Genomic DNA, 20437 nt, shown 5'->3' with positions numbered 1-20437 from the left:
GGATCGCCATGCCCCTCTCCCGCCGGCTGCTGCTTCGCTCCACTCTCAGCCTCGGCGTCGGCGCCGCCGCATACGCCGCAGGGATCACGTCGCCCGGCTGGGCGAGCGAGGAACATCCGACCACCGGCCCCACCCCGGCAGAGGCGCTCGCCTGGCTGAAGGCGGGCAACAGCGCCTTCACCAAGGGGCGCCCGGCAGCCTACGCCTTCGATCGCAAGCGCCGCCACGAACTGGCGGGCGGCCAGCATCCGTTCGCAACCGTCGTCTGCTGTTCGGACAGCCGCGTCGGCCCCGAGCAGATTTTCGAAGCCGGGCTCGGCCAGCTCTTCGTGATCCGCAACGCGGGCAGCACCGTCGCCAATCCCCAGGCGATGGGCAGCGTCGAATATTCGGTCGAGCATCTCGGCGTGCCGCTGGTCCTCGTCCTCGGCCACTCGAACTGCGGCGCCGTGAAGGCCGCTGCCGAAGTGGTCGAGAAGCATATCGCCCTCCCCGGCAGCCTGGGCGAGATGGTGGCCCCGATCGTTCCCGCGGTCGAATTCGTGCAGCCACGCGGCGGCGATCTGATCAATGCCGCCGTGCATGAGAATGTCGTCGAGATCGTCCACGCGCTGCGCAGCCCGCGCCAGCCGATCCTCGCCCAATTCCAGCGCAAGGGCGCGCTGCGCGTCGTCGGCGGGGTCTATGACCTCGAAACGGGCGTGGTCGAGTTCATCGAAGCCTGACGGTCTGCGTTACCACCGATAGTTGAAGCTGACGCTGATCCGCTTGCCCTTGCCGGATCCGGCGGGGACTTCGTGGCGGAGCCAGCTTTCCCACAGCACGACATCGCCCGGCGCGGGCACCAATTCGACGAAGCTCTGCGCCTCGGGCACATCGGCGCGGCGCGGCGGTGCGGCCATCATCCGCGCCAGCCGCGGGTCCTCCAGCCGCAGCCCGCGCGATCCGGGGGGCAGTGCGACATAGACCGTGCCCGATACCACGCTGTGCGGGTGGATATGCCCGCTATGCCCGCCGCCGCCGTTCAGGACATTGGCCCACAGGCTGTCCAGCTTCAGCTTGCGCCCGCCCAGATCGAATCCGCAGGCATCGGCGAATTTGGCGACATGCCGGTCGAGCAACCGCTTGAGATCGGCAAAGGCCGGGTCGCGCACCGGCAGGTCGTTGAGCGAGGCATAGGAGGTATAGCCCTGATAGCCATGCGCCTTGGCCCAGCCGCGCCCGGCGCGATCGTCCTCGGCAAGCTGTAGGCATGAATGCTCCAGCTCGCCGATCAGCGCATCGTCCCCCAGCGCGGCCTGATAGAGCAGCGTCGGGAAAAGCGACCGGACGGCCATGCTCAATAGGCCCGCGCGACCAGGATGCGCTCGACCGCGGGCTTGCCGGTGAACAGGCACGCGCCCTCCGCCGGCGCCGCATCGCTGGGCACGTTGCGCACGGTCAGCTTCAGCACCTTGAGTCGCTCGACCACGGCGTCCAGCTCGGCGCCGGTCGGGCGCGCCCAATTGACTTCGACCCAGCCGGGATAGCGATTGCCTTCATCGAACACTTCGACCAGCCCGGCGAAATCGGTCACGTCGCGGCGGATATTGCTCTCCATCCGCTCGCGCGCCTCAAGGTACAGCGTCTGCTGGACGCTCTCCAGCATCGCGGCGGCCTCCAGGACCAGGTCGCCGCGCGGCATCACCTGGCTGTCGAGCTTGCCATCCTCGCGGTACAGCCGGTCGCGCTGGATCACCGAGACGTTGCCGCCCGCCACGTCGCGACCGCCGACTTCGATCACGATCGGCGCGCCCTTCTTGACCCAGCCCCAACGCTTGGTCGCCGCCTTGGCGGCCTTGAGGTCGAGCAGCGCGCGCACAGGCTCGCCGAACGCGGACAGCTTCGCCAGTTCCTGCTGGAGCGACCGGCAATAGTCCACGATCGCCGCATCCTCGGGCTGGTCGCGCAGCATGGGCACGATCACGATCTGCCACGGCGCCACGATCGGCGGCACGCGCAGCCCGTCGTCGTCGCCATGCACCATGATCACGCCGCCGATCATCCGCGTGGACACGCCCCAACTCGTCGTCTGCGCCAGCTCCTGCTGCCCCGCCGAGTTCTGGAACTTGATGTCCTGCGCCTGGCTGAACGTCGTGCCCAGGAAGTGCGAGGTGCCCGCCTGAAGCGCCTTGCCGTCCTGCATCATCGCCTCGATCGAATAGGTCGAGACTGCGCCGGGGAAGCGCTCATTCTCGGGCTTCTCACCCGCGACCACCGGCATCGCCAGGCAGGTCTCGGCGAAGTCGCGATAGACTTCGAGCATCTTCATCGTTTCCTCGCGCGCCTCCTCGACGGTGGCGTGCGCGGTATGGCCTTCCTGCCACAGGAATTCGCTGGTGCGCAGGAACATGCGGGTGCGCATTTCCCAGCGGACGACGTTGGCCCATTGGTTGATGAGCACCGGCAGGTCGCGCCAGCTCTGCACCCAGCGCGACATCGCCGCGCCGATCACCGTTTCGGAGGTGGGGCGCACCACCAGCGGCTCTTCCAGCTTGGCGTCGGGATCGACCACCAGCTTGCCATTGGCATCGGTCTTCAGCCGATGGTGGGTGACCACCGCCATTTCCTTGGCGAAGCCCTCGACGTGATCGGCTTCCTTCTCGAAATAGCTCAGCGGAATGAACAGCGGGAAATAGCAATTCTCATGCCCCGTCGCCTTGATGCGATCGTCGAGCAGCCGCTGGATGCGTTCCCATATGCCATAGCCCCATGGGCGGATGACCATGCATCCGCGCACGCCGCTCTCCTCGGCCAGGTCGGCCTCGGCGATGACGGTCTGATACCATTGCGCGAAATCGGCTTCGCGGGTGACGTTGAGGGCGTGCTTGATCATCGCTGCGCGGATAGCGGCTCTGAAGCCCCCCGCAAAGTCCCCTTGCGGACTTGTGCGCGTGCGAAGCGAACCCTAACCGCGGTAGCATGACGCGCGCCGCCACCGATCGGGTTTTCAAGGGACTTGCCCTGCGGCTGTTCGCGATCGCCTGCCTCTCGACGATGTCGGCGCTGGTCAAGCTGGCCGAGACGCGCGGCGCGACACTGGGCGAGACGATGTTCCATCGCCAATTCTGGGCGGCGCTGCTGGTGACGGGATGGATCGCGAGCGGGCCCGGCCTCGAATCGGTTCGGACCGCGCGCTTCGCCGCGCATGCCGGGCGCGCGGCGACCGGGCTGGTCGGCATGGTCTTCACCTTCGGCGCGGTGCTGCTGCTGCCGCTGGCCGAGGCGACTGCGCTACAATTCACCGTGCCCATCTTCGCGACGCTGCTCGGCGCGCTGGTGCTCAAGGAAAAGACCGGCTGGCATCGCTGGGGCGCGGTGATCGTGGGGTTCGTCGGCGTGCTGATCGTCGCCCAGCCGGGCAGTGGCCACTTTCCCCTCTATGGTGCGATCGTCGGGCTGATGGCGGCGCTGTTCGTCGCGATCATCGCAGTGCTGCTGCGCCAGATCGGCCGGACCGAGAGCGCGGCGACGACGGTTTTCTGGTTCTCCTGGCTGTCCGTGCCGCCGCTCGCGCTGGTGTATCTGTTCCAGCTCAAGGCGCACGATCCCGCGACCTGGGGCATCTTGCTCGGCATCGGGATGGTCGGCGGGCTGGGCCAGCTCGCGCTTACGGGCTCGCTGCGCTTCGCCACCGTCTCCGCCGTGGTGCCGATGGATTATTCCAGCCTGATCTGGGGCACGCTGTACGGCTGGCTGATCTTCGGCGTGCTGCCGACGCCCTATACGTGGATCGGCGCGCCGATCATCATCGCGAGCGGGCTCTACATCGTCTATCGCGAGCACAAGCTGCACCACGCGCACAGCCCGGTCAGCGCCGCCGAAACACCGGCATAAGGTTGTTGGCGGGCATCTCCGCCACACGCTCCAGCACCAGCCCCTGCGCCTCGGCCACCGCGACGACGTCCTCCAGCCGACGCAGGCCCCATTCGGCATTGCGCGCGCGCAGATCGGCGTCGAAGGCGAGGTTGGAGGGCGCGGTCGGCACGCCGTCGCGGCGATAGGGGCCATAGAGCAGCAGCGGCGCTCCCGGCGCCAGCAACCGCCCTGCCCCTGCCATCAGCCCCAGCGTCGCCTCCCACGGGCTGATATGGACCATGTTGACGCACAGCACCGCATCGGCCTGCCCGACCGGCCAGTCGGCAGCGGCGGCATCCAGCGCGATCGGCTCGGCGACGTTGGACAACTCGTCGCACCACGCCGCGATCGACGCGCGGGCATCGGTGTCGGGATCGCTCGGCTGCCAGCGCAAAGCGGGAAACGCCGGCGCGAACGCCGCTACATGCTCGCCGGTGCCGCTGGCGATTTCCAGCACCAGCCCCTCGGCGGGCAAGACCGCCGCCAGAACCTCCCCGATCGCATCGCGATTGCGCGCAGTGGCGGGGGCGTGGCGGCGGGGAGCAAGGCTGTCCATGCGCGCCAGACTCGCCCACCCACCCGCCGAACACAAGCGCCGCGACGCAGAGTCGCCCCGTTGCAGTTCCGTGTCATCCGGTCCATCAGATCGCTCGGAGGGGACTTATGAACATCGAAACCCGTAGCGGCCTGAGTGGCGTTCACCCGATCGTGTTGTTCGTCGGCGCGCTGATCGCCGCGCTGGTCGTCAGCCGCATTCTCGGCCAGCCCGGCCTGCCGCTGAGCGGCGCGTTCGAACGCGGAATCGGGGTGATCGGCCTGTTGCTGGGGGGCGCGATTGTGTCCGCTGCCGCTGCGCGTTTTCGCGACGAGGGGGTCGATCCGTGGCGCGGCGAGCCGCGACTGGTCAGCGACGGCGTCTATGCCCGCTCGCGCAACCCGATGCTGCTCGGGCTCGCGATCGCCTATCTCGGCGCGGCGATCTTCCTCGATTCGATGGTCTCGGTCCTCGCGCTGATTCCGCTTATGCTGGTGGTCGAGCGCGAAGTCGTCGAGACGGAAGAGCGCCTGCTGGAGGCGCGGTTCGGCGAACGCTACCGGCTGTATCGCGACAACGTGCGCCGCTGGTTCTGACCGGAGCCGGAGGCGGCATTCCCGCCCCCGGTCCCTGCTTTCACTCGGCGGCCTTCGCCACCACCGGCTCCTTCCACGCCAGCACCGGCTTGCGCGCGGCCAGCGTCTCGTCGAGGCGGCGGCGCGGGGCGAAGTGCGGCGCGGTCTTGAGCGCCGGCTCGCCATTCCGGGCGCGCGCGGCGACCGAACGGAACGCGCCGATGAACTGGTCGAGCGCCGCCTTGCTCTCGGTCTCGGTCGGCTCGACCAGCATCGCGCCGTGCACGACCAGCGGGAAATAGACCGTCATCGGGTGATACCCTTCGTCGATCAGCCCCTTGGCAATGTCGATCGTCGAGAAGCCCTCGGGCAGCCCCTTGTCGCTGAAGATCGCCTCGTGCATGCACGGCCCGGTCTTCGCGAAGGGCGCCTCGAGCACGTCCTCCATCGAGCGCAGCACGTAATTGGCGTTGAGCACCGCATCCTCGGCGACCTGCCGCAGCCCGTCGGCGCCGTGCGAGAGAATGTACGTCAGGGCCCGCGTAAACATCCCCATCTGGCCATGGAACGCCACCATCCGGCCAAAGCTGCCCGCATGATGCTCGCCCGCAGTCTCTTCCTCGACCAGCACGAAGCGGTCGCCCTGCCGCTCGACAAAGGGCAGCGGGGCATAGGGGGTGAGTGCCTGAGAGAACACCACCGGCCCCGACCCCGGCCCGCCGCCGCCATGCGGCGTCGAGAAGGTCTTGTGCAGGTTGATGTGCATCGCATCGACGCCCAGGTCGCCCGGACGCACCCGACCGACGATCGCGTTGAAGTTCGCGCCGTCGCAATAGACGAAGCCGCCCGCCGCGTGCACCGCGTCGCTGATGTCCTTCAAATCGGGCTCGAACAGGCCGCAGGTGTTGGGATTGGTGATCATCACCCCCGCCACGTCCGGCCCCAGCCGCGCCTTGAGCGCCGCTACGTCGACACGCCCCTCGGCGGTGGCCGGAATATCCTCCACGGCAAAGCCCGCAAAGGCCGCCGTCGCCGGGTTGGTGCCGTGCGCGCTTTCGGGGACTAGCATCACGCGCCGCGCCGTCTCGCCGCGCGCGTCCAGCGCCGCGCGGATCGCGAGAACGCCGCACAATTCGCCATGCGCGCCCGCCTTGGGGCTCATCGCGACCGAGGTCATGCCGGTCAGCGTCACCAGCCAATGCGCAAGCTGGTGGATCACCTCGAACGCGCCCTGGCACGAATCGACCGGGGTTAACGGATGCACGTCGGCGAAGCCCGGCAACCGCGCCATCCGCTCGTTGAGGCGCGGATTATGCTTCATCGTGCAGCTACCCAGCGGGAACAGCCCCAGATCGATCGCATAATTCTGGCGGCTGAGCCGGGTATAATGCCGCACCGTCTCCGGCTCGGACAGGCCCGGCAGCCCGATGGGGGCGGTGCGGGCGAGGGTGCCCAGCCGGCTCTCCCTCTCCCCTTCAGGGGAGAGGGTCGGGGAGAGGGGCAGTGCGGCAGGCATAGCGGCGTGAGGCTCAGGCCCCTCTCCCCGACCCTCTCCCCGCAAGCGGGGAGAGGGAGCTATGTCAAAATCCACTCCCGTCACATCCGCCGACCCGATCTCGAAGATCAGCGGCTCTTCCAGCATCAGCGCGCGGTTTCCGGTGAAGGTCTGGCCGCCGCTCTCGCCCGCAACCGGCGTCGTCGGGCGCCATCCGCTCTGGTTGATCGTGTTCATGCCAGCGGCTCCTCGATGCCATCAAAACCGTTCGTGCTGAGCTGGTCGAAGCACCCCAGCGGCCTTTCGACAGGCTCCGGGCGAACGGATTGAGAGGTGCCCCGCATCATGCCAGCACCTCCTCAAGCGCAGAGGCAAGCGTCTCCACATCCTCCGCCGTCGTCGTCTCGGTCACCGCGACCACCAGCCCATGTTCGAGCGCGCCCTCGCCCGGATACAGCCGCCCCAGCGACACCCCCGCCAAAATGCCGCGATCGGCCAGCGTGCGGACCACCGGCCGCGCCTCCTTCGACAGCTTCAGCGTGAACTCGTTGAAGAAGCGCGGCGTCACCAATTCCACGCCCGGCACCTGCGCCAGCCGGTCGGCGGCGGCACTCGCGCCCGCATGGTTGACGGCGGCCAACTGGCGCAGGCCCTTTTCGCCCAGCAAGGTCATGTGGATCGACCAGGCGAGCGCGCACAGCACCGAGCTGGTGCAGATGTTGCTCGTCGCTTTTTCGCGGCGGATATGCTGCTCGCGGGTGGACAGCGTGAGCACGAAGCCGCGCTTGCCCTCGGCGTCCACAGTCTCGCCGCACAGCCGGCCCGGCATCTGGCGCACCAGCTTTTCCGAACAGGCGAACAGCCCGACATAGGGGCCGCCGAACTGGAGCCCGACGCCGATCGACTGGCCCTCGCCGACCACGATGTCCGCGCCCATCTCGCCCGGCGACCGGAGCGCACCCAGCGCCACCGGCTCGGTGACGACCGCGATCAGCAGCGCCTTTTTCGCGTGGCAGGCGTCGGCCAGCTTCGACAGGTCGCCGATGCGGCCCAGAATATCGGGATATTGCACGACCACGCACGACGTATCGCCGTCGATCGCCGCGATCAGATCGTCGGTATCGGGCTCGGGAGTCAGCACCGGCAGCGCGGTGTGGAGCACGTCGCCGGTGAACTTCGCCATCGTGTTGGCGACCGACACATAATGCGGATGCAGCCCGCCCGACAGGATCGCCTTGCCGCGCTTCGTCACCCGACGCGCCATCACGATCGCTTCCCAGCACGCCGTCGATCCATCGTACATCGACGCATTGGCGACGTCGCAGCCCAGCAGGCGCGCGACCTGGCTCTGGAACTCGAACATCATCTGGAGCGTGCCCTGCGCGATCTCGGGCTGGTACGGCGTATAGGCCGTCAGGAACTCGCCGCGCTGGATCAAATGATCGACGCTGGCGGGCACATGATGCCGATACGCCCCCGCCCCCAGGAAGAACGGTACGTCCCCCGCCGTCAGGTTCTTCCGCGCCAGCGCCGCCATGTGGCGCTCGACCGCAAGCTCGCTGGCATGGTTGGGCAAGCCATGGACCGGCCCGTCGAGCCGCGCGGATTGGGGCACGTCGACGAACAGGTCATCGATCGTCTGCGCGCCCACGACGCGCAGCATCTCGGTACGGTCGGCAGGGGTGAGAGGTAGGTAGCGCATGATCTGCTCCTTCTCCCCTTCCGCTTGCGGGAGGGGTCGGGGGAGGGAATGAAAATCGGAAGCGCGTTGCTCGCGGCCACGCCCTCCCCTGCCCCCTCCCGCAAGCGGGAGGGGGATGGACTTACAGCTTCGCCACGAACGCCGCGTATTTCGCTTCGTCCATCAGCCCGTCGATCTCGTCCGGATCGCTCAGCGTCAGCTTGAAGAACCAGCCATCGCCCTCCGGGTCCTCGTTCACCAGCGCGGGGTTGTCGGCGAGGTCGTCATTGCCCTCGATCACCGTCCCGGAAACCGGCGAATAGACGTCGGACGCCGCCTTGACGCTCTCGACCACGGCGGCATCGTCGCCCTTGGTCAGTTCCTTGCCCTCTTCGGGGACTTCGACGAACACGATGTCGCCCAACTGACCCTGCGCATATTCGCTGATGCCGACGGTCCCGATGTCGCCATCGACTTCGACCCATTCATGATCTTCGGTGTAATAACGGCTCATGGATCAGCCCTTTCTGACATAGCGATGGGGAACGAAGGGCATCGCAACGACCTCCGCGGAATGAACCTTGCCGCGCTGGGCAAGCGTGATGCGCGTCCCCGGCGTCGCCAGCGCGAGCGGGACATAGGCCATGGCGATCGGCTTCTGGACCGAGGGGGCAAAGCCGCCGCTCGTCACCTTGCCGACTTCGCTGCCCTCGGAACCCAGCACCATCGCGCCTTCGCGCACCGGCTGGCGGCCGTCGACGATCAGCCCGACGCGCTTCACGATCGGCCCGCTCTCGCGCTCGGCCATGATCCGCGCATGGCCGGGAAAGCCGCCCTGCTCGCGGCGGCGCTTCGACAGCGCAAAGCCCAGGTCAGCAGCGACCGGCGTGGTCTCCAGGTCGAGGTCATGTCCATAGAGCGGCAACCCCGCCTCCAGCCGCAGCGAGTCGCGCGCACCCAGCCCGATCGGCTTGACCTCGGGCTGCGCCGTCAGCGCGTCGGCAAACGCCTCGGCGGCATCGCCCGGAAGCGAAATCTCGAACCCATCCTCGCCGGTGTAGCCCGAACGGCTGATCCACAGCGGATTGCCCTGCCATTCGAATGCGGCGGCGGTCATGAAGGTCAGCGCCGACACGCCGGGAACGACGCGCTCCAGCGCAGTCACCGCCTGGGGGCCCTGCAACGCCAGCAGCGCCTGTTCGTCGAGGTGATTGATCACGACCTCATCGGGCAGGAATTCGCGCAGCACGCCCAGATCGTCCCATTTGGTCGCGCCGTTGACGACCATGTAGATCGCACCGCCTTCGATCTCGAACGCATTGGCGGCGGGCAGCCGGGTCAGCATCAGATCGTCATGGATGCCGCCATTTTCGGCCAGCAGCAGCGAATAGCGCATCCGCCCCTCGCCCAGCCCGGTGATCTCGCCGGGAAGCAGCGTCTCCAGCGCGACGTCGAACGCCTCGCCCGAAAACAGCAACTGGCCCATATGGCTGACATCGAACAGTCCGGCATGGTCGCGCGTCCACAGATGCTCGGCCATGATGCCTTCATACTGGACCGGCATCTCATAGCCCGCGAAGGGCACCATCCGGCCGCCGCGGGCGCGGTGCCAGGCGTCGAGCGGGAGCTGGGCCAGCGCAATTGCGTCTTCGCCGCCCTCGGCATCGCCCGAAGTGTCGGTGCCGCGCGCCTGGTTGTCGTCTGTAGGTCCGTTGTGGACTTCGCGGCTCATCTTGGCACTCCGTTGACAGTGGATCGATGGACAAGACGCACGAACATGCGCCTCAGACCATCGCCCCCTCTGTCACGGAACCTGAGAGCTTTCCTGCGGACTGCCGCAGTTACCCCTTCGGTGGCCCCACCTGCGCGGGGCGCTTTCCAGAGTGTCGTGGCACGCGCGGTCCCTGTTGCCTGAGAGATTCCGGGGCGGTTGCTCCTTCGGCGGCGGGGGTTTCCCCCCACACTCTCCCTCGCGCGCCTCTGGCGGTTTCCCGCCATCGACTAAACCCTTGGTGCCGTCCCGCGCGGTGCGAGTCAATCGAGTTCGCCGCGTTGCACAAAAAAGGCGCGGGGCGGCGACCCGACAGGCTCAGCGAGTCGCGTTGTACTTGAGTTGTTCTTCAGTCAGCTGGAAGCCGACCAGCGCCTCGAAGCTGGCCGACAGCACCGACTGGCGAATCGCGGGATCGGCCAGCGGGTCCATCGCCGCCGCTTCGTCGCCAGCCTTACGCTTGCGATTCAGCCGTTCGCGCACATCGTCGGGCAGCGTGGCGGCGTTGCGGTCGATCGCCGAGCCGCCGGTGCCCGTCGCCTGCGCACGCAACTGTCCCTCGTCGAAATGCACCGTCACGTTGTGGACGCGCTTCGCCACCACCGACGATCCGCCGCGCAGCACCGTGATGAAATAGGGGAAGGTCACGTCGCGCGCCGGCCCGGCGGTCGCACGGCGGGCATAGACGTCGAAATTGACGGTCGTCAGGATCTGTGGGCCGGCATCGTCGCACGTCGAGGTGACGTTGGTGATCAGCGCGGTGACATCGATCGCCGTCGCTTCGCGGCTGGCGGGGGGATCGAACAGGGTAATGTCGCCGGTGCCGGCGGGAACCCCGACTCGCGGACATGCAGAGCGCACCGAAGTGATGCCCCCCTCGGCGATTTCGCCAGTGCGGGAACAACCGCCCACGGCCAGCAGGATCAGGGCGGGGACGGCGAGCTTGGCAAGCGGGAAGCGACGCGACAAGGGGGGCGACCTTTCAACAGGAACCGCCGGGTCGCCGCAAGGGCGGCCCGGAAACGCGGGCACCATAGGAACCGCCTTTCGCGCACGCAAGCAATCGCGTAGAGCCCGTCCGCGACATGACCGAGCTTGCAAAACCCCCGCTGAACCTCCTGATCGCCGCCCCGCGCGGCTTCTGCGCAGGCGTCGACCGCGCGATCCGCATCGTCGAACTGGCGATCGAGAAATACGGCGCCCCAGTCTATGTCCGCCACGAAATCGTCCATAACAAATATGTCGTCGACACGCTGAAGGCGCAGGGCGCGATCTTCGTCGACGAGCTCGACCAGGTGCCCGACGGCGTGCCCGTCGTGTTCTCCGCGCATGGCGTGCCCAAGGCGGTGCCGACAAAGGCGGCGGAGCGTGGCCTTTCCTTCCTGGACGCCACCTGCCCACTAGTGTCCAAGGTCCATCGCCAGGCCGAACGGCTGGTCGGCCAGGGCCGGCACATCCTTTTCATCGGCCATGCCGGTCACCCCGAGGTGATCGGCACCTTCGGCCAGGTGCCCGAGGGTGCGATGACTTTGGTCGAGACGGTGGAGGACGCCGAGGCTGTGGTCGCAGCCGACCCGGAGAACCTCGCCTTCCTGACCCAGACGACGCTGTCCGTCGACGACACTGCTGCGGTGCTTGCCGTCCTGAAGCAACGCTTTCCCGCGATCCTCGCGCCCGGCGCCGACGACATCTGCTATGCCACGTCGAACCGGCAGGCGGCGGTGAAGGCGATCGCCGAATCCTGTGATCTGGTGCTGGTGATCGGTTCGCCCAAATCGTCCAATTCGCTGCGCCTGGTGGAAGTTGCGATCCGCAACGGCACCTGCGCTACGCTGATCCAGCGCGCCGACGACATCGATTTCGAATGGTTCGACGGACTGCGCACCATCGGAATCACTGCCGGAGCCTCCGCCCCAGAAGTGCTCGTGCGCGAAGTCGTCGATCGCATCGCCACGCGCTTCGCAGTTACTGAGCATCAGGTCGAAACCGTGACTGAAAACATCGCTTTCAAGCTTCCCCGCGGCCTCGAAGCCGCCTGATGGCCGTCTATACGCAGGTTTCGGCGGAGGCGCTGGGCGCGTTTCTGCGCGGGTTCGACGTGGGCGAACTGGTCTCGGCCAAGGGCATTGCCGAGGGGGTCGAGAACAGCAACTATCTGGTCGAGACAAGCTGGTCGCGCTTCATCCTGACGCTGTATGAAAAGCGCGTTGCGGCGAGCGACCTGCCCTTTTTCATGGCGTTGCTCGATCATCTCGCCGCGCGCGGCAACCGCGTGCCCCCGGCGATCCCCGATCGCGAGGGGCGGATCATCCACGAGCTGGAGGGCCGCCCGGCCTGTCTGATCGAATTCCTTCCCGGCCTGTCGGTGTCGCACCCCACCCCGGTTCAGGCGCGCGCGGCGGCGGCGGCGATGGGGCAGATGCACGCGAGCCTCGTCGATTTCACGCTGGAACGCCCCAATGCGCTGGGCGTGGACGACTGGCGCCCGTTCTTCGATCGCTGCGGGCGCGCGATCGATTCGATCCAGCCCGGACTCTACGATCATGTGGACCGGGCTGTGGATAAGCTGTTGGCGGCATGGCCCCGCCACCTTCCCCGCGCCGCGATCCATGCGGACCTGTTCCCCGACAATGTGCTGATGCTGGGCGACCAGGTCAGCGGGCTGATCGACTTCTACTTCGCCTGCACCGACATCCGCGCCTATGATCTGGCGGTAATGCACGGCGCCTGGGCGTTCGACGCGACCGGCGCGCACTATGACGCCGCAGTCGGCAGCGCGCTGGTCGAGGGCTATGCCGGCAACTTCCCGCTGCTGGACGAGGAACGCGCCGCGCTGCCGGTGCTGGCCGAGGGTGCGGCACTGCGCTTCTTCCTCACCCGCGCCTGGGACTGGCTCAACACCCCTGCCGACGCGATGGTGACGCGCAAGGACCCGCTGGCCTATCTCCACCGCCTGGACTTTTACGCCGAACACGGGGCCACGCTCTTCGCATGACCGAATTACAGCATGTTGAAATCGCCACCGACGGCGCGTGCAAGGGCAATCCGGGGCGCGGCGGATGGGGCGTGGTGCTCCGGATGGGCGGCGTCGAGAAGGATATGTCGGGCGGCGAGCCCCATACGACCAACAATCGCATGGAGCTGATGGCGGCGATCCAGGGGCTGAACGCGCTCAAGCGCCCGTGCCGCGTCACGCTGTCGACCGACAGCCGCTATGTGATGGACGGGCTGACCAAATGGATCCACGGCTGGCTGAAAAATGGCTGGCGCACGTCCGACAAGAAGCCGGTCAAGAACGCCGATCTGTGGCAGGAACTGCTGGCGGCGTCGAAGCCGCACCGTGTCGAATGGGTGTGGGTAAAGGGCCATGCCGGCCACCCCGCCAATGAGCGCGCCGACAAGCTGGCGAGCGACGCGGCGCTGGCGCAGCGGGGCTGATAGGGCGCGCGCTGCGCGTCAGGCGTCGGCGGGCTTCACGAAAAACTTCTCGATCACGTCCTTGGTCAGCCGCGCCGGGCGGTGGGTCTGGGCATCGATGCAGCACCAGCTCGACTTCACTTCGGCCAGCACATCGCCGCCGCGCTTGATGATCGTCTCATAAAAGGCACGGGCGCCCTGCACTTTTTCCAGCAGCACCGTTGCGACGACGTCGTCGTCGAGAAATGCCGGGCGCCGGTAGGTGATCTCATGCTTGAGCGCGACCCACAGATGCTCGGCCACGGCCTCGACCGGAGCGAGATGCTGCCAATGGCTGATAACCGCCGCCTGCACCCATTTCAAATAGCTGGCATTGTTCACATGCCCCATGAAATCAATGTCATCGGCGGCGACATCGACCTGGAAATCATAAGGGAGTGCGGTACCTGTCATAGCATCCCCCATAGCGCAGGCGGCGCGATTTCGCGACTCCAATCGCCCGGCCTCCGGATTTCTACGGGGGCGGCGGCAGGATCGACGCTTGCCGTAGCGGCAGCGTGCCGCGGCGCGTGCACGAGACCTTGACACCGACGGCCCCTCCGTCCGAATGCACAACTAATCAGACAAAAGGGGATGTTCTGCAATGTCGCGTATCACTGCCGCTCGCGTCGTGGTCACCTGCCCGGGCCGAAACTTTGTCACGTTGCGGATCGAGACCGAGGACGGCGTCTATGGTTTGGGCGATGCGACGCTCAACGGCCGCGAGCTTGCGGTAGCGAGCTATCTGACCGACCATGTCATTCCCTGCCTGATCGGGCGCGACGCGCATCGGATCGAGGACATCTGGCAGTATCTGTACAAGGGCGCGTATTGGCGGCGCGGCCCCGTCACCATGTCGGCGATCGCCGCGGTCGACATGGCGCTGTGGGACATCAAGGGCAAGATCGCGGGTCTCCCCGTCTATCAGCTCCTCGGCGGCGCCAGCCGCGAGGGGTGCATGGTCTATGGCCATGCCAACGGCACCGACATCGAGGAAACGATCGACCGCGCGCAGGAGCTGGTCGAGCAGGGGTACAAGGCGGTTCGCCTCCAGTCGGGCGTGCCCGGCATCGCCACGACCTATGGCGTCTCCGGCGAGCGATTCTATTATGAGCCCGCCAAGGGCTCGCTGCCCGACGAGACCGTCTGGTCGACCTCGAAATACATGAACCACGTCCCGAAGCTGTTCGCGCGCGGCCGCGAGGCTTTGGGCTGGGACGTGCATCTGCTCCACGACGTCCACCACCGGCTGACCCCGATCGAGGCAGGACGGCTCGGCAAGGACCTGGAACCCTATCGCCTGTTCTGGCTGGAGGATGCCACCCCGGCGGAAAACCAGGCCGCGTTCCGGCTGATCCGCCAGCACACCACCACCCCGCTGGCAGTGGGCGAGATCTTCAACACGATCTGGGACGCCAAGCAGCTGATCGAGGAACAGCTGATCGACTATATCCGCGCGACCGTCGTCCATGCCGGCGGCATCACCCATCTGCGCCGTGTCGCCGCGCTCGCCGATCTCTACCAGGTCCGCACCGGCTGCCACGGCGCAACCGACCTGTCGCCCGTGTGCATGGCGGCGGCGCTGCATTTCGGCCTCTCGGTGCCCAATTTCGGCATCCAGGAATATATGCGCCACACGCCGGAGACCGACGCAGTGTTCCCGCACGCCTACACGTTCGAAAACGGGCTGATGCATCCCGGTGACGCGCCGGGCCTGGGCGTCGAGATGGACGAGGAAACCGCCGCCCAATACGAATATAAGCGCGCCTATTTGCCGGTGAACCGGCTAGAGGACGGGACGATGTTCAACTGGTGAGCCACGGGGGCGCCCGGTCGCGAGCCTAAGCGCCGAAACGCGATGCGGCGTAGCTGAGCGGGTCGATATGCGCGACGGCGGCGGCGGGTGCGTGGCCCAGCAGCAGCGCGGCGGCGAGTTGCGCACCGGCGGGGGCGGTCTGGATACCGAACCCGCCCTGCCCCGCGCACCAGAAGAAGCCCGGCACATCGCGGTCGAAGCCATAGACGGGAAGCCGGTCAGGCGCGAAGCTGCGCAACCCGGCCCATTTATGCTCCAGCGCCGCGACACGCCAATCGACGACATGCTCGAACCGATCGATCGCAATGGCGATATCGATTTCCTCGGGTGCCGCGTCGCACGCTGCGCTGGGGCTCTCGTCATGCGGGGAGAGCCATAGCCGCCCCCCCGCCTCGGGCTTGAAATAGAAGCTGCCATCGAGATGCGCGACATGCGGAAGCGCCTCGGGCGGGGCCGGTTCGGTGCGCAACTGGACCATCGTGCGACGATAGGGCTGGATGCCGATCGGGCGCGCGCCCGCCGCGACAGCGACCGGATCGGCCCAGGCACCCGCTGCGTCGACCAGCAACTCCGCCTCGAACGCGCCCGCACGGGTATCCAGCAACCACCGCCCCGCCTCGCGCCGCGCCGCCAGCAGTTCGGCCGAGGTCGCCAGAATTGCGCCAGCGCGCTTCGCCCGCGCGAGAAAGGCGGCGTGGAGTGCGCCCACATCGATATAGGAGCAGCTCGGCTCAAGGACGCCCAGCGTCCATTCCTCGCGCAAGCCGGGAATCGTCGCATGCGGATCGACCGCATGGAGCGCGACTCCGCTGTCCTCGAACGCGCTCAGGAACGAATCGAACGCCGCGCGCTCGTCGCGTCGCGCGATATGGAGCGACCCCATGGGCGACAGGAATCCCCCCGCCTCCAGCGCCGGGCCGGACGCGGTCGTCAGCGGCTGGACAAAGGGTCCGCCATAGGTCTCGGACCAGAACGCCGCGGAGCGTCCGGTGGCGTGATAGCCGGGCCGGTCCTCGGCCTCCAATATCAGCACCCGCGCATGCTGCGCGACTTCGGCGGCCAGGCTGGCCCCCGCAATGCCGCCTCCGACAATCGCCACGTCGTAACGCATCACGCCCGCTGCGCCCGTGCCGCCAGGAACAGGTCGATCTCGCCGATCGCGCGGTTCCGCACCGGATCGGCTTCGCGCAATATCTCGTGCGCGCTCTCCGCGCCGAACGCCACGACGCGTACGTCGGGCAGCTTCGGCGCGATCCGCAGCGACGCCCGCGCGTCGACAAGGCCGTCCGCCTTGGCCACGAGCATCAGGATCGGCACCTTCAGTGCCTTTAGCCGCGGGTCCGCCGCACTCTCGCGCATCGATTTGAACGCCTCGATCACCCAGCGCCAGCTCGGCGGGCCCGTGACCGTTTCCGGGTTGGCGGTCTGCCACCAGATTTCGTCGGCATAGCGATCGGGATCGTGGGTAAGCAAAGAAGCGCGGGTGTCCGTAGTATAGGGCTTTTCATTTCCCTTCCACGCCGGCCGCGACGAATCGCCGACACCGCCGAGCAAGCGCGCCATCCGCTCAGCCAGCGGCCCGAACGGGCTCCGGAACCCCAGCATCGGCGCGACCAGAACCGCAGCGTCGGGCGCGATCGCGCCCTCGACCAGCGCGCGGAGCACCAGATGGCCGCCCATCGAGTGGCCCATCACGACATGCGGCCCGGGCGTCGCCGCCTGCCAGTCCGCGTAGAATGCGCCAAGATCGGCGATGAACGCATCGAAGCTCTCGATATGCCCGCAATTCGCCGCCGCGCTCAGCCGGCCCGAGCCGCCCTGCCCCCGCCAGTCGAACGAGGTCACCGTCCAGCCCTGTGCGTGCCAGTGCGCGAACACCTCCAGATATTTCTCGAAAACGTCGCCGCGCCCGCCCTGGAACAGGATGCTGCCGCGCGGGCTCGCCGTGTCGGCGGGCCAGGCAAAGGCGCGAAGCTGCCAGCCATCGGGCGCGGTCCAGCGCTGGACCGAGGCACCCGCGGGAATCGAACGGCGATCGAAGGAAGAAGCGGTCATCCGGCGTGGTTACGTTTTGATAAGCCGTATCGTCTAGGGAATACGGTCATGGGGGACATGTTTGCAGCCTTTCTGCTCGGCACGCTCGGGCTGCTCCTGGTTTCGGCCGGGGTACAGGACGCGCGCTCGCGGGAGATCGCGAACTGGAAGAATGCTGCGATCGCGCTGCTGGCGCCGGCATGGTGGTGGGCCAACGGGCTCCCGCTATGGCCCGGCATGGCGATCCAGCTTGGGATCGCGTGCGTCGTCTTCGCGCTGTTCGCGGGCGCCTTTGCGCTCGGCCAGATGGGGGGCGGCGACGTCAAGCTGATCGGCGCGCTGGCATTGTGGCTGCCGCTCCAGCCTTTGATCTGGATGCTGGTGCTGATGTCGCTTCTGGGCGGAGCGTTGACGCTGCTGATGCTCGGCGAACGCTGGATGCGCCGCCAGAGCACTGCCGCGCTGGAGATACCGTATGGCGTAGCGATCGTGATCGCGGCGCTGATCGTCCTCCGCGAACCGATCCTTAATCAATTTACCTGATGCTTAACGCCCTCAGAACCAGCCGTGGCGTGAATGAGAAGGCTTGAGTAGAAATGGATGCACGCAAGGTCATTTTGCTCGTCGGAGCGCTGCTGATCGCGGCGGTGACGGCATTCATGGCGCGTAACCTGTTGGTCGGCGCACCCGCGCCCGTGGCCGGGGCGGCTCCCACCGCAGTCGCCGAGAACACGACCGAAGTCCTCGTCGCGACGCGGGCGCTCCCCGTCGGAACGATCCTCGACCCGCAGGCGATCAAGTTTGTCGCCTGGCCGAAAGAACTGGTCGAGGGCGCCTATTTCCTGAAGGCGGACGGCGATACGAGCAAGCTTCAGGGCACCGTCGTCCGTTTCGCGATCCCCGCGGGGCAGCCGATCACCCAGGGCGCGCTGGTCAAGCCCGGCGACCGTGGCTTCCTCGCCGCGGCACTCGGGCCGGGAATGCGCGCCGTCACGGTGCCGGTCTCCGCGCAGACGTCGGTGGCGGGGTTCGTCTTTCCCGGCGACCGCATCGACCTGGTCCTGACGCAGACTGTGGCCGGCGGCGGCGACGGCCCCCCGCTCAAGGCGTCGGAGACGATCCTGCGCAACCTGCGCGTGCTCGCCACCGACCAGCGCACCGACAAACAGGCTGACGAAGCCGGCAAGACCGTGGTCAGCACCTATTCTACCGTCACGCTGGAGGCGACGCCCAAGCTCGCCGAAAAGATTGCAGTCGCCCAGACGCTTGGATCGCTGTCGCTGTCGCTCCGCTCGATCGCGGACAATCAGGGTGAATTGGAAGACGCCATCGCCAATGGCGATGTCGAGGTTCCGGCCAATGGCGATGCCAAGGCCGAAAAGGCGATGCTCGCGCGCGTCGCCGCACGCCCCGACGATAGCGGGACGACCTTCTCGACCGGCGCCGACGTCTCGCGTTTCCAGCGCCGCACGGTGCCCGGCAAGGCCGCCGAGGGCGCTCCGAACGGCGGGGTCGCGCCGCCCGCGACGGGCGCGTTTCCGGGCGCGCCGTCGCCCATTCGACGCGGGCCGGTGGTCACCATCGCCCGCGGCAACGACGTGACCGCAATCGAGGTCGGGGGGAATCATTAAGATGCGTAACGTGGCAAAGCCGATCGGGCTGCCTCTGGCCCTGCTCGCGGCAATAGCTGCGCCAACGGGCGGCGTTTTGCCTGCGGCTGCCCAGACCGTCAGCGGCCCGACCGGAATCCTTCAGATCAACACCGGACGCGGTCGGTTGGTGACGCTCGACGCGCCGATCACCGACGTGTTCGTCGCCAATCCCGGCGTCGCCGACGTCCAGGTCCGCTCGGTCAGCCAGATCTATGTCTTCGGCAAGTCGGCGGGCGAGACCACGATCTATGCAACGTCGAAGAGCGGCAGGGTCGTCTATGCGACCACGGTCCGGATCGGCAACAACATCGACTCGATCGATTCGATGCTGCGGCTGGCGATGCCCGACGCGAAGATCGTCGCAACGCCGATGAACGGAATGGTGCTGCTCACCGGCACGGTCGGCGCGCCCGCCGATGTCGCCGAGGCCGAACGGCTGGTCCAGGCCTTTACCGGCAAGGAGACCCAGGTCATCAGCCGGCTGAAGACCGCGACGCCGCTTCAAGTCCAACTCCAGGTGCGGTTCGCCGAAGTCAGCCGCAGTTTCGTCAAGAATGTCGGCGTGAACCTGTTGACGCAGGACAACACCAGCGGTTTCCAGTTCGGCATCGCATCGGGCCGCACTCCGGGCACCTTCGGGACCAGCACCACCAGCGCGACCTTCACCTCGGGCTCCGAAAACGGCACGATCGGGATCGCGGGCAAGCTGTTCGGGCTCGACATATTGAGCGCGCTCGACCTCGGCGAAACGCTGGGTCAGGTGACCACGCTCACCAATCCGAACCTCACTGCGATTTCGGGCGAGACCAGCAGCTTCCTGGCCGGCGGCGAGATCCCGATCCCGGTCAGCCAGGGGCTCGGCGCCGTGTCGGTCGAGTATAAGCAATATGGCGTGGGCCTGTCCTACACCCCGACCGTGCTCGCCGACGGGCGCATCTCGCTCCACGTCCGCCCCGAAGTCTCCGCGCTGTCGGCAGCGGGCGCGGTCACGATCAGCGGAACGCAGATCCCGGCGCTAACCACCCGCCGCGCCGAAACGACCGTCGAACTGGGTTCCGGCGAAAGCATGGTCATCGCCGGACTGATGCAGAACAGCCACGACAATTCGATCACCAAGACTCCGGGGCTGGGCGATGTGCCGGTCCTCGGCGCGCTGTTCCGCTCCAACGCCTTCAAGCGCAACGAGACCGAACTCGTGATCGTCATCACGCCGTATCTGGTCAAGCCGGTCAACGCGAACGAGATCGTCCTGCCCACCGATGGCTATAAGGCGCCCGACGACTTTCAGCGGCTGATCGGCGGCCAGCTCGGCGGCACCACGCCCGGCGGCGAGCGGCCCACGCCGAAAATGGCGCCTCCGGCCAATACGGCGCCCGCGGTCGGCGCGATGGCGCCGGTTGCGCCTGCCGCCCCCTCGCCGCGTCCCACCGATGCCCCGGTCAAGGCCGAGCCCCCCAAATCCAAGTCCAAAAAGGGCGGCTCCGCAGCGCCCGGCTTTGGCTTCTGACGTGTCGAGAGGATTCGC

21 protein-coding genes and 1 riboswitch are annotated in these 20437 nt (G+C 67.3%); of the genes, 10 read left to right on the top strand and 11 right to left on the bottom strand.

From position 1 onward, the window contains the following. Positions 1-8 precede the first annotated feature (8 nt). Positions 9-725 carry a carbonic anhydrase gene (locus TS85_RS02585; RefSeq protein WP_077228408.1) on the top strand — a complete coding sequence of 239 codons (717 nt, stop codon included), beginning with the start codon at positions 9-11 and terminating at the stop codon, positions 723-725. Between the two features lie 9 nt (positions 726-734). Here TS85_RS02585 and TS85_RS02580 read toward each other — a convergent pair whose 3' ends face one another. Next, positions 735-1337 (bottom strand): TIGR02466 family protein, encoded by a 603-nt coding sequence (locus TS85_RS02580; RefSeq protein WP_044330258.1) that lies wholly within the window; start codon positions 1335-1337, stop codon positions 735-737. A gap of 2 nt (positions 1338-1339) precedes the next feature. Beyond that, positions 1340-2875: a proline--tRNA ligase gene (proS, locus tag TS85_RS02575; RefSeq protein ID WP_044330257.1), complete on the bottom strand. Its 1536-nt coding sequence runs from the start codon at positions 2873-2875 to the stop codon at positions 1340-1342. An 86-nt stretch (positions 2876-2961) separates the two neighbouring features. Between proS and TS85_RS02570 the strand changes: the two genes are divergently transcribed. Next, positions 2962-3876 (top strand): DMT family transporter, encoded by a 915-nt coding sequence (locus tag TS85_RS02570; RefSeq protein WP_044330256.1) that lies wholly within the window; start codon positions 2962-2964, stop codon positions 3874-3876. Here the strand turns inward: TS85_RS02570 and TS85_RS02565 are convergent. After that, positions 3851-4453 (bottom strand): DUF938 domain-containing protein, encoded by a 603-nt coding sequence (locus TS85_RS02565; RefSeq protein ID WP_044330255.1) that lies wholly within the window; start codon positions 4451-4453, stop codon positions 3851-3853. The two genes, TS85_RS02570 and TS85_RS02565, sit on opposite strands and share 26 nt — an antisense overlap. A gap of 107 nt (positions 4454-4560) precedes the next feature. Between TS85_RS02565 and TS85_RS02560 the strand changes: the two genes are divergently transcribed. Continuing rightward, the gene (locus TS85_RS02560) at positions 4561-5028 is read left to right on the top strand and encodes a methyltransferase family protein (RefSeq protein ID WP_044330254.1); all 468 of its coding nucleotides are present in this window, start codon (positions 4561-4563) and stop codon (positions 5026-5028) included. A 40-nt stretch (positions 5029-5068) separates the two neighbouring features. Here the strand turns inward: TS85_RS02560 and gcvPB are convergent, their stop codons facing one another. The 5 genes from gcvPB to TS85_RS02535 form a co-directional block, all read right to left on the bottom strand. Further along, entirely contained in the window at positions 5069-6739 is a 1671-nt protein-coding gene (gcvPB, locus tag TS85_RS02555) for an aminomethyl-transferring glycine dehydrogenase subunit GcvPB (RefSeq protein ID WP_044330253.1), read from the bottom strand. Between the two features lie 106 nt (positions 6740-6845). Beyond that, complete coding sequence (gene gcvPA, locus TS85_RS02550) at positions 6846-8204, bottom strand: aminomethyl-transferring glycine dehydrogenase subunit GcvPA (RefSeq protein WP_044330252.1); 1359 nt, start codon at positions 8202-8204, stop codon at positions 6846-6848. Positions 8205-8325: 121 nt separating this feature from the next. Next, positions 8326-8697, bottom strand: a complete 372-nt coding sequence (gcvH, locus tag TS85_RS02545) for a glycine cleavage system protein GcvH (RefSeq protein WP_044330250.1) — start codon at positions 8695-8697, stop codon at positions 8326-8328. 3 nt (positions 8698-8700) lie between these two features. After that, positions 8701-9915 (bottom strand): glycine cleavage system aminomethyltransferase GcvT, encoded by a 1215-nt coding sequence (gene gcvT, locus TS85_RS02540; RefSeq protein ID WP_077228407.1) that lies wholly within the window; start codon positions 9913-9915, stop codon positions 8701-8703. 59 nt (positions 9916-9974) lie between these two features. Next, a riboswitch (glycine riboswitch) is annotated at positions 9975-10075 on the bottom strand. Positions 10076-10272: 197 nt separating this feature from the next. Further along, positions 10273-10923 carry a hypothetical protein gene (locus tag TS85_RS02535; protein ID WP_227698637.1) on the bottom strand — a complete coding sequence of 217 codons (651 nt, stop codon included), beginning with the start codon at positions 10921-10923 and terminating at the stop codon, positions 10273-10275. A 116-nt stretch (positions 10924-11039) separates the two neighbouring features. On the opposite strand from TS85_RS02535, the gene ispH reads away from it, so the two are divergent. From ispH to rnhA, 3 genes are read left to right on the top strand one after another with little or no spacing between them, the layout of a single operon-like run. Then, a complete protein-coding gene (gene ispH, locus TS85_RS02530; protein WP_044330247.1) occupies positions 11040-11993 on the top strand; it encodes a 4-hydroxy-3-methylbut-2-enyl diphosphate reductase in 954 nt (317 codons plus the stop codon). After that, entirely contained in the window at positions 11993-12949 is a 957-nt protein-coding gene (gene thrB, locus TS85_RS02525; RefSeq protein WP_044330246.1) for a homoserine kinase, read from the top strand. Before ispH ends, thrB begins: the two co-directional genes overlap by 1 nt. Then, positions 12946-13392 carry a ribonuclease HI gene (rnhA, locus tag TS85_RS02520; RefSeq protein WP_044330245.1) on the top strand — a complete coding sequence of 149 codons (447 nt, stop codon included), beginning with the start codon at positions 12946-12948 and terminating at the stop codon, positions 13390-13392. Before thrB ends, rnhA begins: the two co-directional genes overlap by 4 nt. 18 nt (positions 13393-13410) lie before the next feature. Here the strand turns inward: rnhA and TS85_RS02515 are convergent, their stop codons facing one another. Next, entirely contained in the window at positions 13411-13824 is a 414-nt protein-coding gene (locus tag TS85_RS02515; RefSeq protein WP_044330244.1) for an acyl-CoA thioesterase, read from the bottom strand. Between the two features lie 190 nt (positions 13825-14014). On the opposite strand from TS85_RS02515, the gene manD reads away from it, so the two are divergent. After that, positions 14015-15226 carry a D-mannonate dehydratase ManD gene (gene manD / locus TS85_RS02510; protein ID WP_044330243.1) on the top strand — a complete coding sequence of 404 codons (1212 nt, stop codon included), beginning with the start codon at positions 14015-14017 and terminating at the stop codon, positions 15224-15226. Positions 15227-15251: 25 nt separating this feature from the next. On the opposite strand, the gene TS85_RS02505 is transcribed toward manD, so the two are convergent. Together TS85_RS02505 and TS85_RS02500 are read right to left on the bottom strand one after the other, a co-directional pair. Beyond that, positions 15252-16337 carry an NAD(P)/FAD-dependent oxidoreductase gene (locus tag TS85_RS02505; RefSeq protein ID WP_044330242.1) on the bottom strand — a complete coding sequence of 362 codons (1086 nt, stop codon included), beginning with the start codon at positions 16335-16337 and terminating at the stop codon, positions 15252-15254. Then, positions 16337-17281 (bottom strand): alpha/beta fold hydrolase, encoded by a 945-nt coding sequence (locus tag TS85_RS02500; RefSeq protein WP_044330241.1) that lies wholly within the window; start codon positions 17279-17281, stop codon positions 16337-16339. The genes TS85_RS02505 and TS85_RS02500 overlap by 1 nt, the downstream gene beginning before the upstream one ends. Before the next feature lie 48 nt (positions 17282-17329). Between TS85_RS02500 and TS85_RS02495 the strand changes: the two genes are divergently transcribed. The 3 genes from TS85_RS02495 to TS85_RS02485 are packed head-to-tail and all read left to right on the top strand — an operon-like array spanning position 17330 to position 20419. Continuing rightward, positions 17330-17803, top strand: a complete 474-nt coding sequence (locus TS85_RS02495) for an A24 family peptidase (RefSeq protein WP_044330239.1) — start codon at positions 17330-17332, stop codon at positions 17801-17803. 53 nt (positions 17804-17856) lie between these two features. Beyond that, on the top strand, positions 17857-18891 hold the full coding sequence (gene cpaB / locus TS85_RS02490) for a Flp pilus assembly protein CpaB (RefSeq protein ID WP_044330237.1): 1035 nt from the start codon (positions 17857-17859) through the stop codon (positions 18889-18891). Between the two features lies 1 nt (position 18892). Continuing rightward, the gene (locus tag TS85_RS02485) at positions 18893-20419 is read left to right on the top strand and encodes a type II and III secretion system protein family protein (protein WP_044330235.1); all 1527 of its coding nucleotides are present in this window, start codon (positions 18893-18895) and stop codon (positions 20417-20419) included. The last annotated feature ends 18 nt before the right edge of the window (positions 20420-20437 follow it).

The sequence above is a fragment of the Sphingomonas hengshuiensis genome, assembly GCF_000935025.1.
Classification (GTDB): domain Bacteria; phylum Pseudomonadota; class Alphaproteobacteria; order Sphingomonadales; family Sphingomonadaceae; genus Sphingomonas; species Sphingomonas hengshuiensis.
Note: the sequence above shows the minus strand (reverse complement) of the source record. Positions and strands in the feature narration are given on the sequence as shown.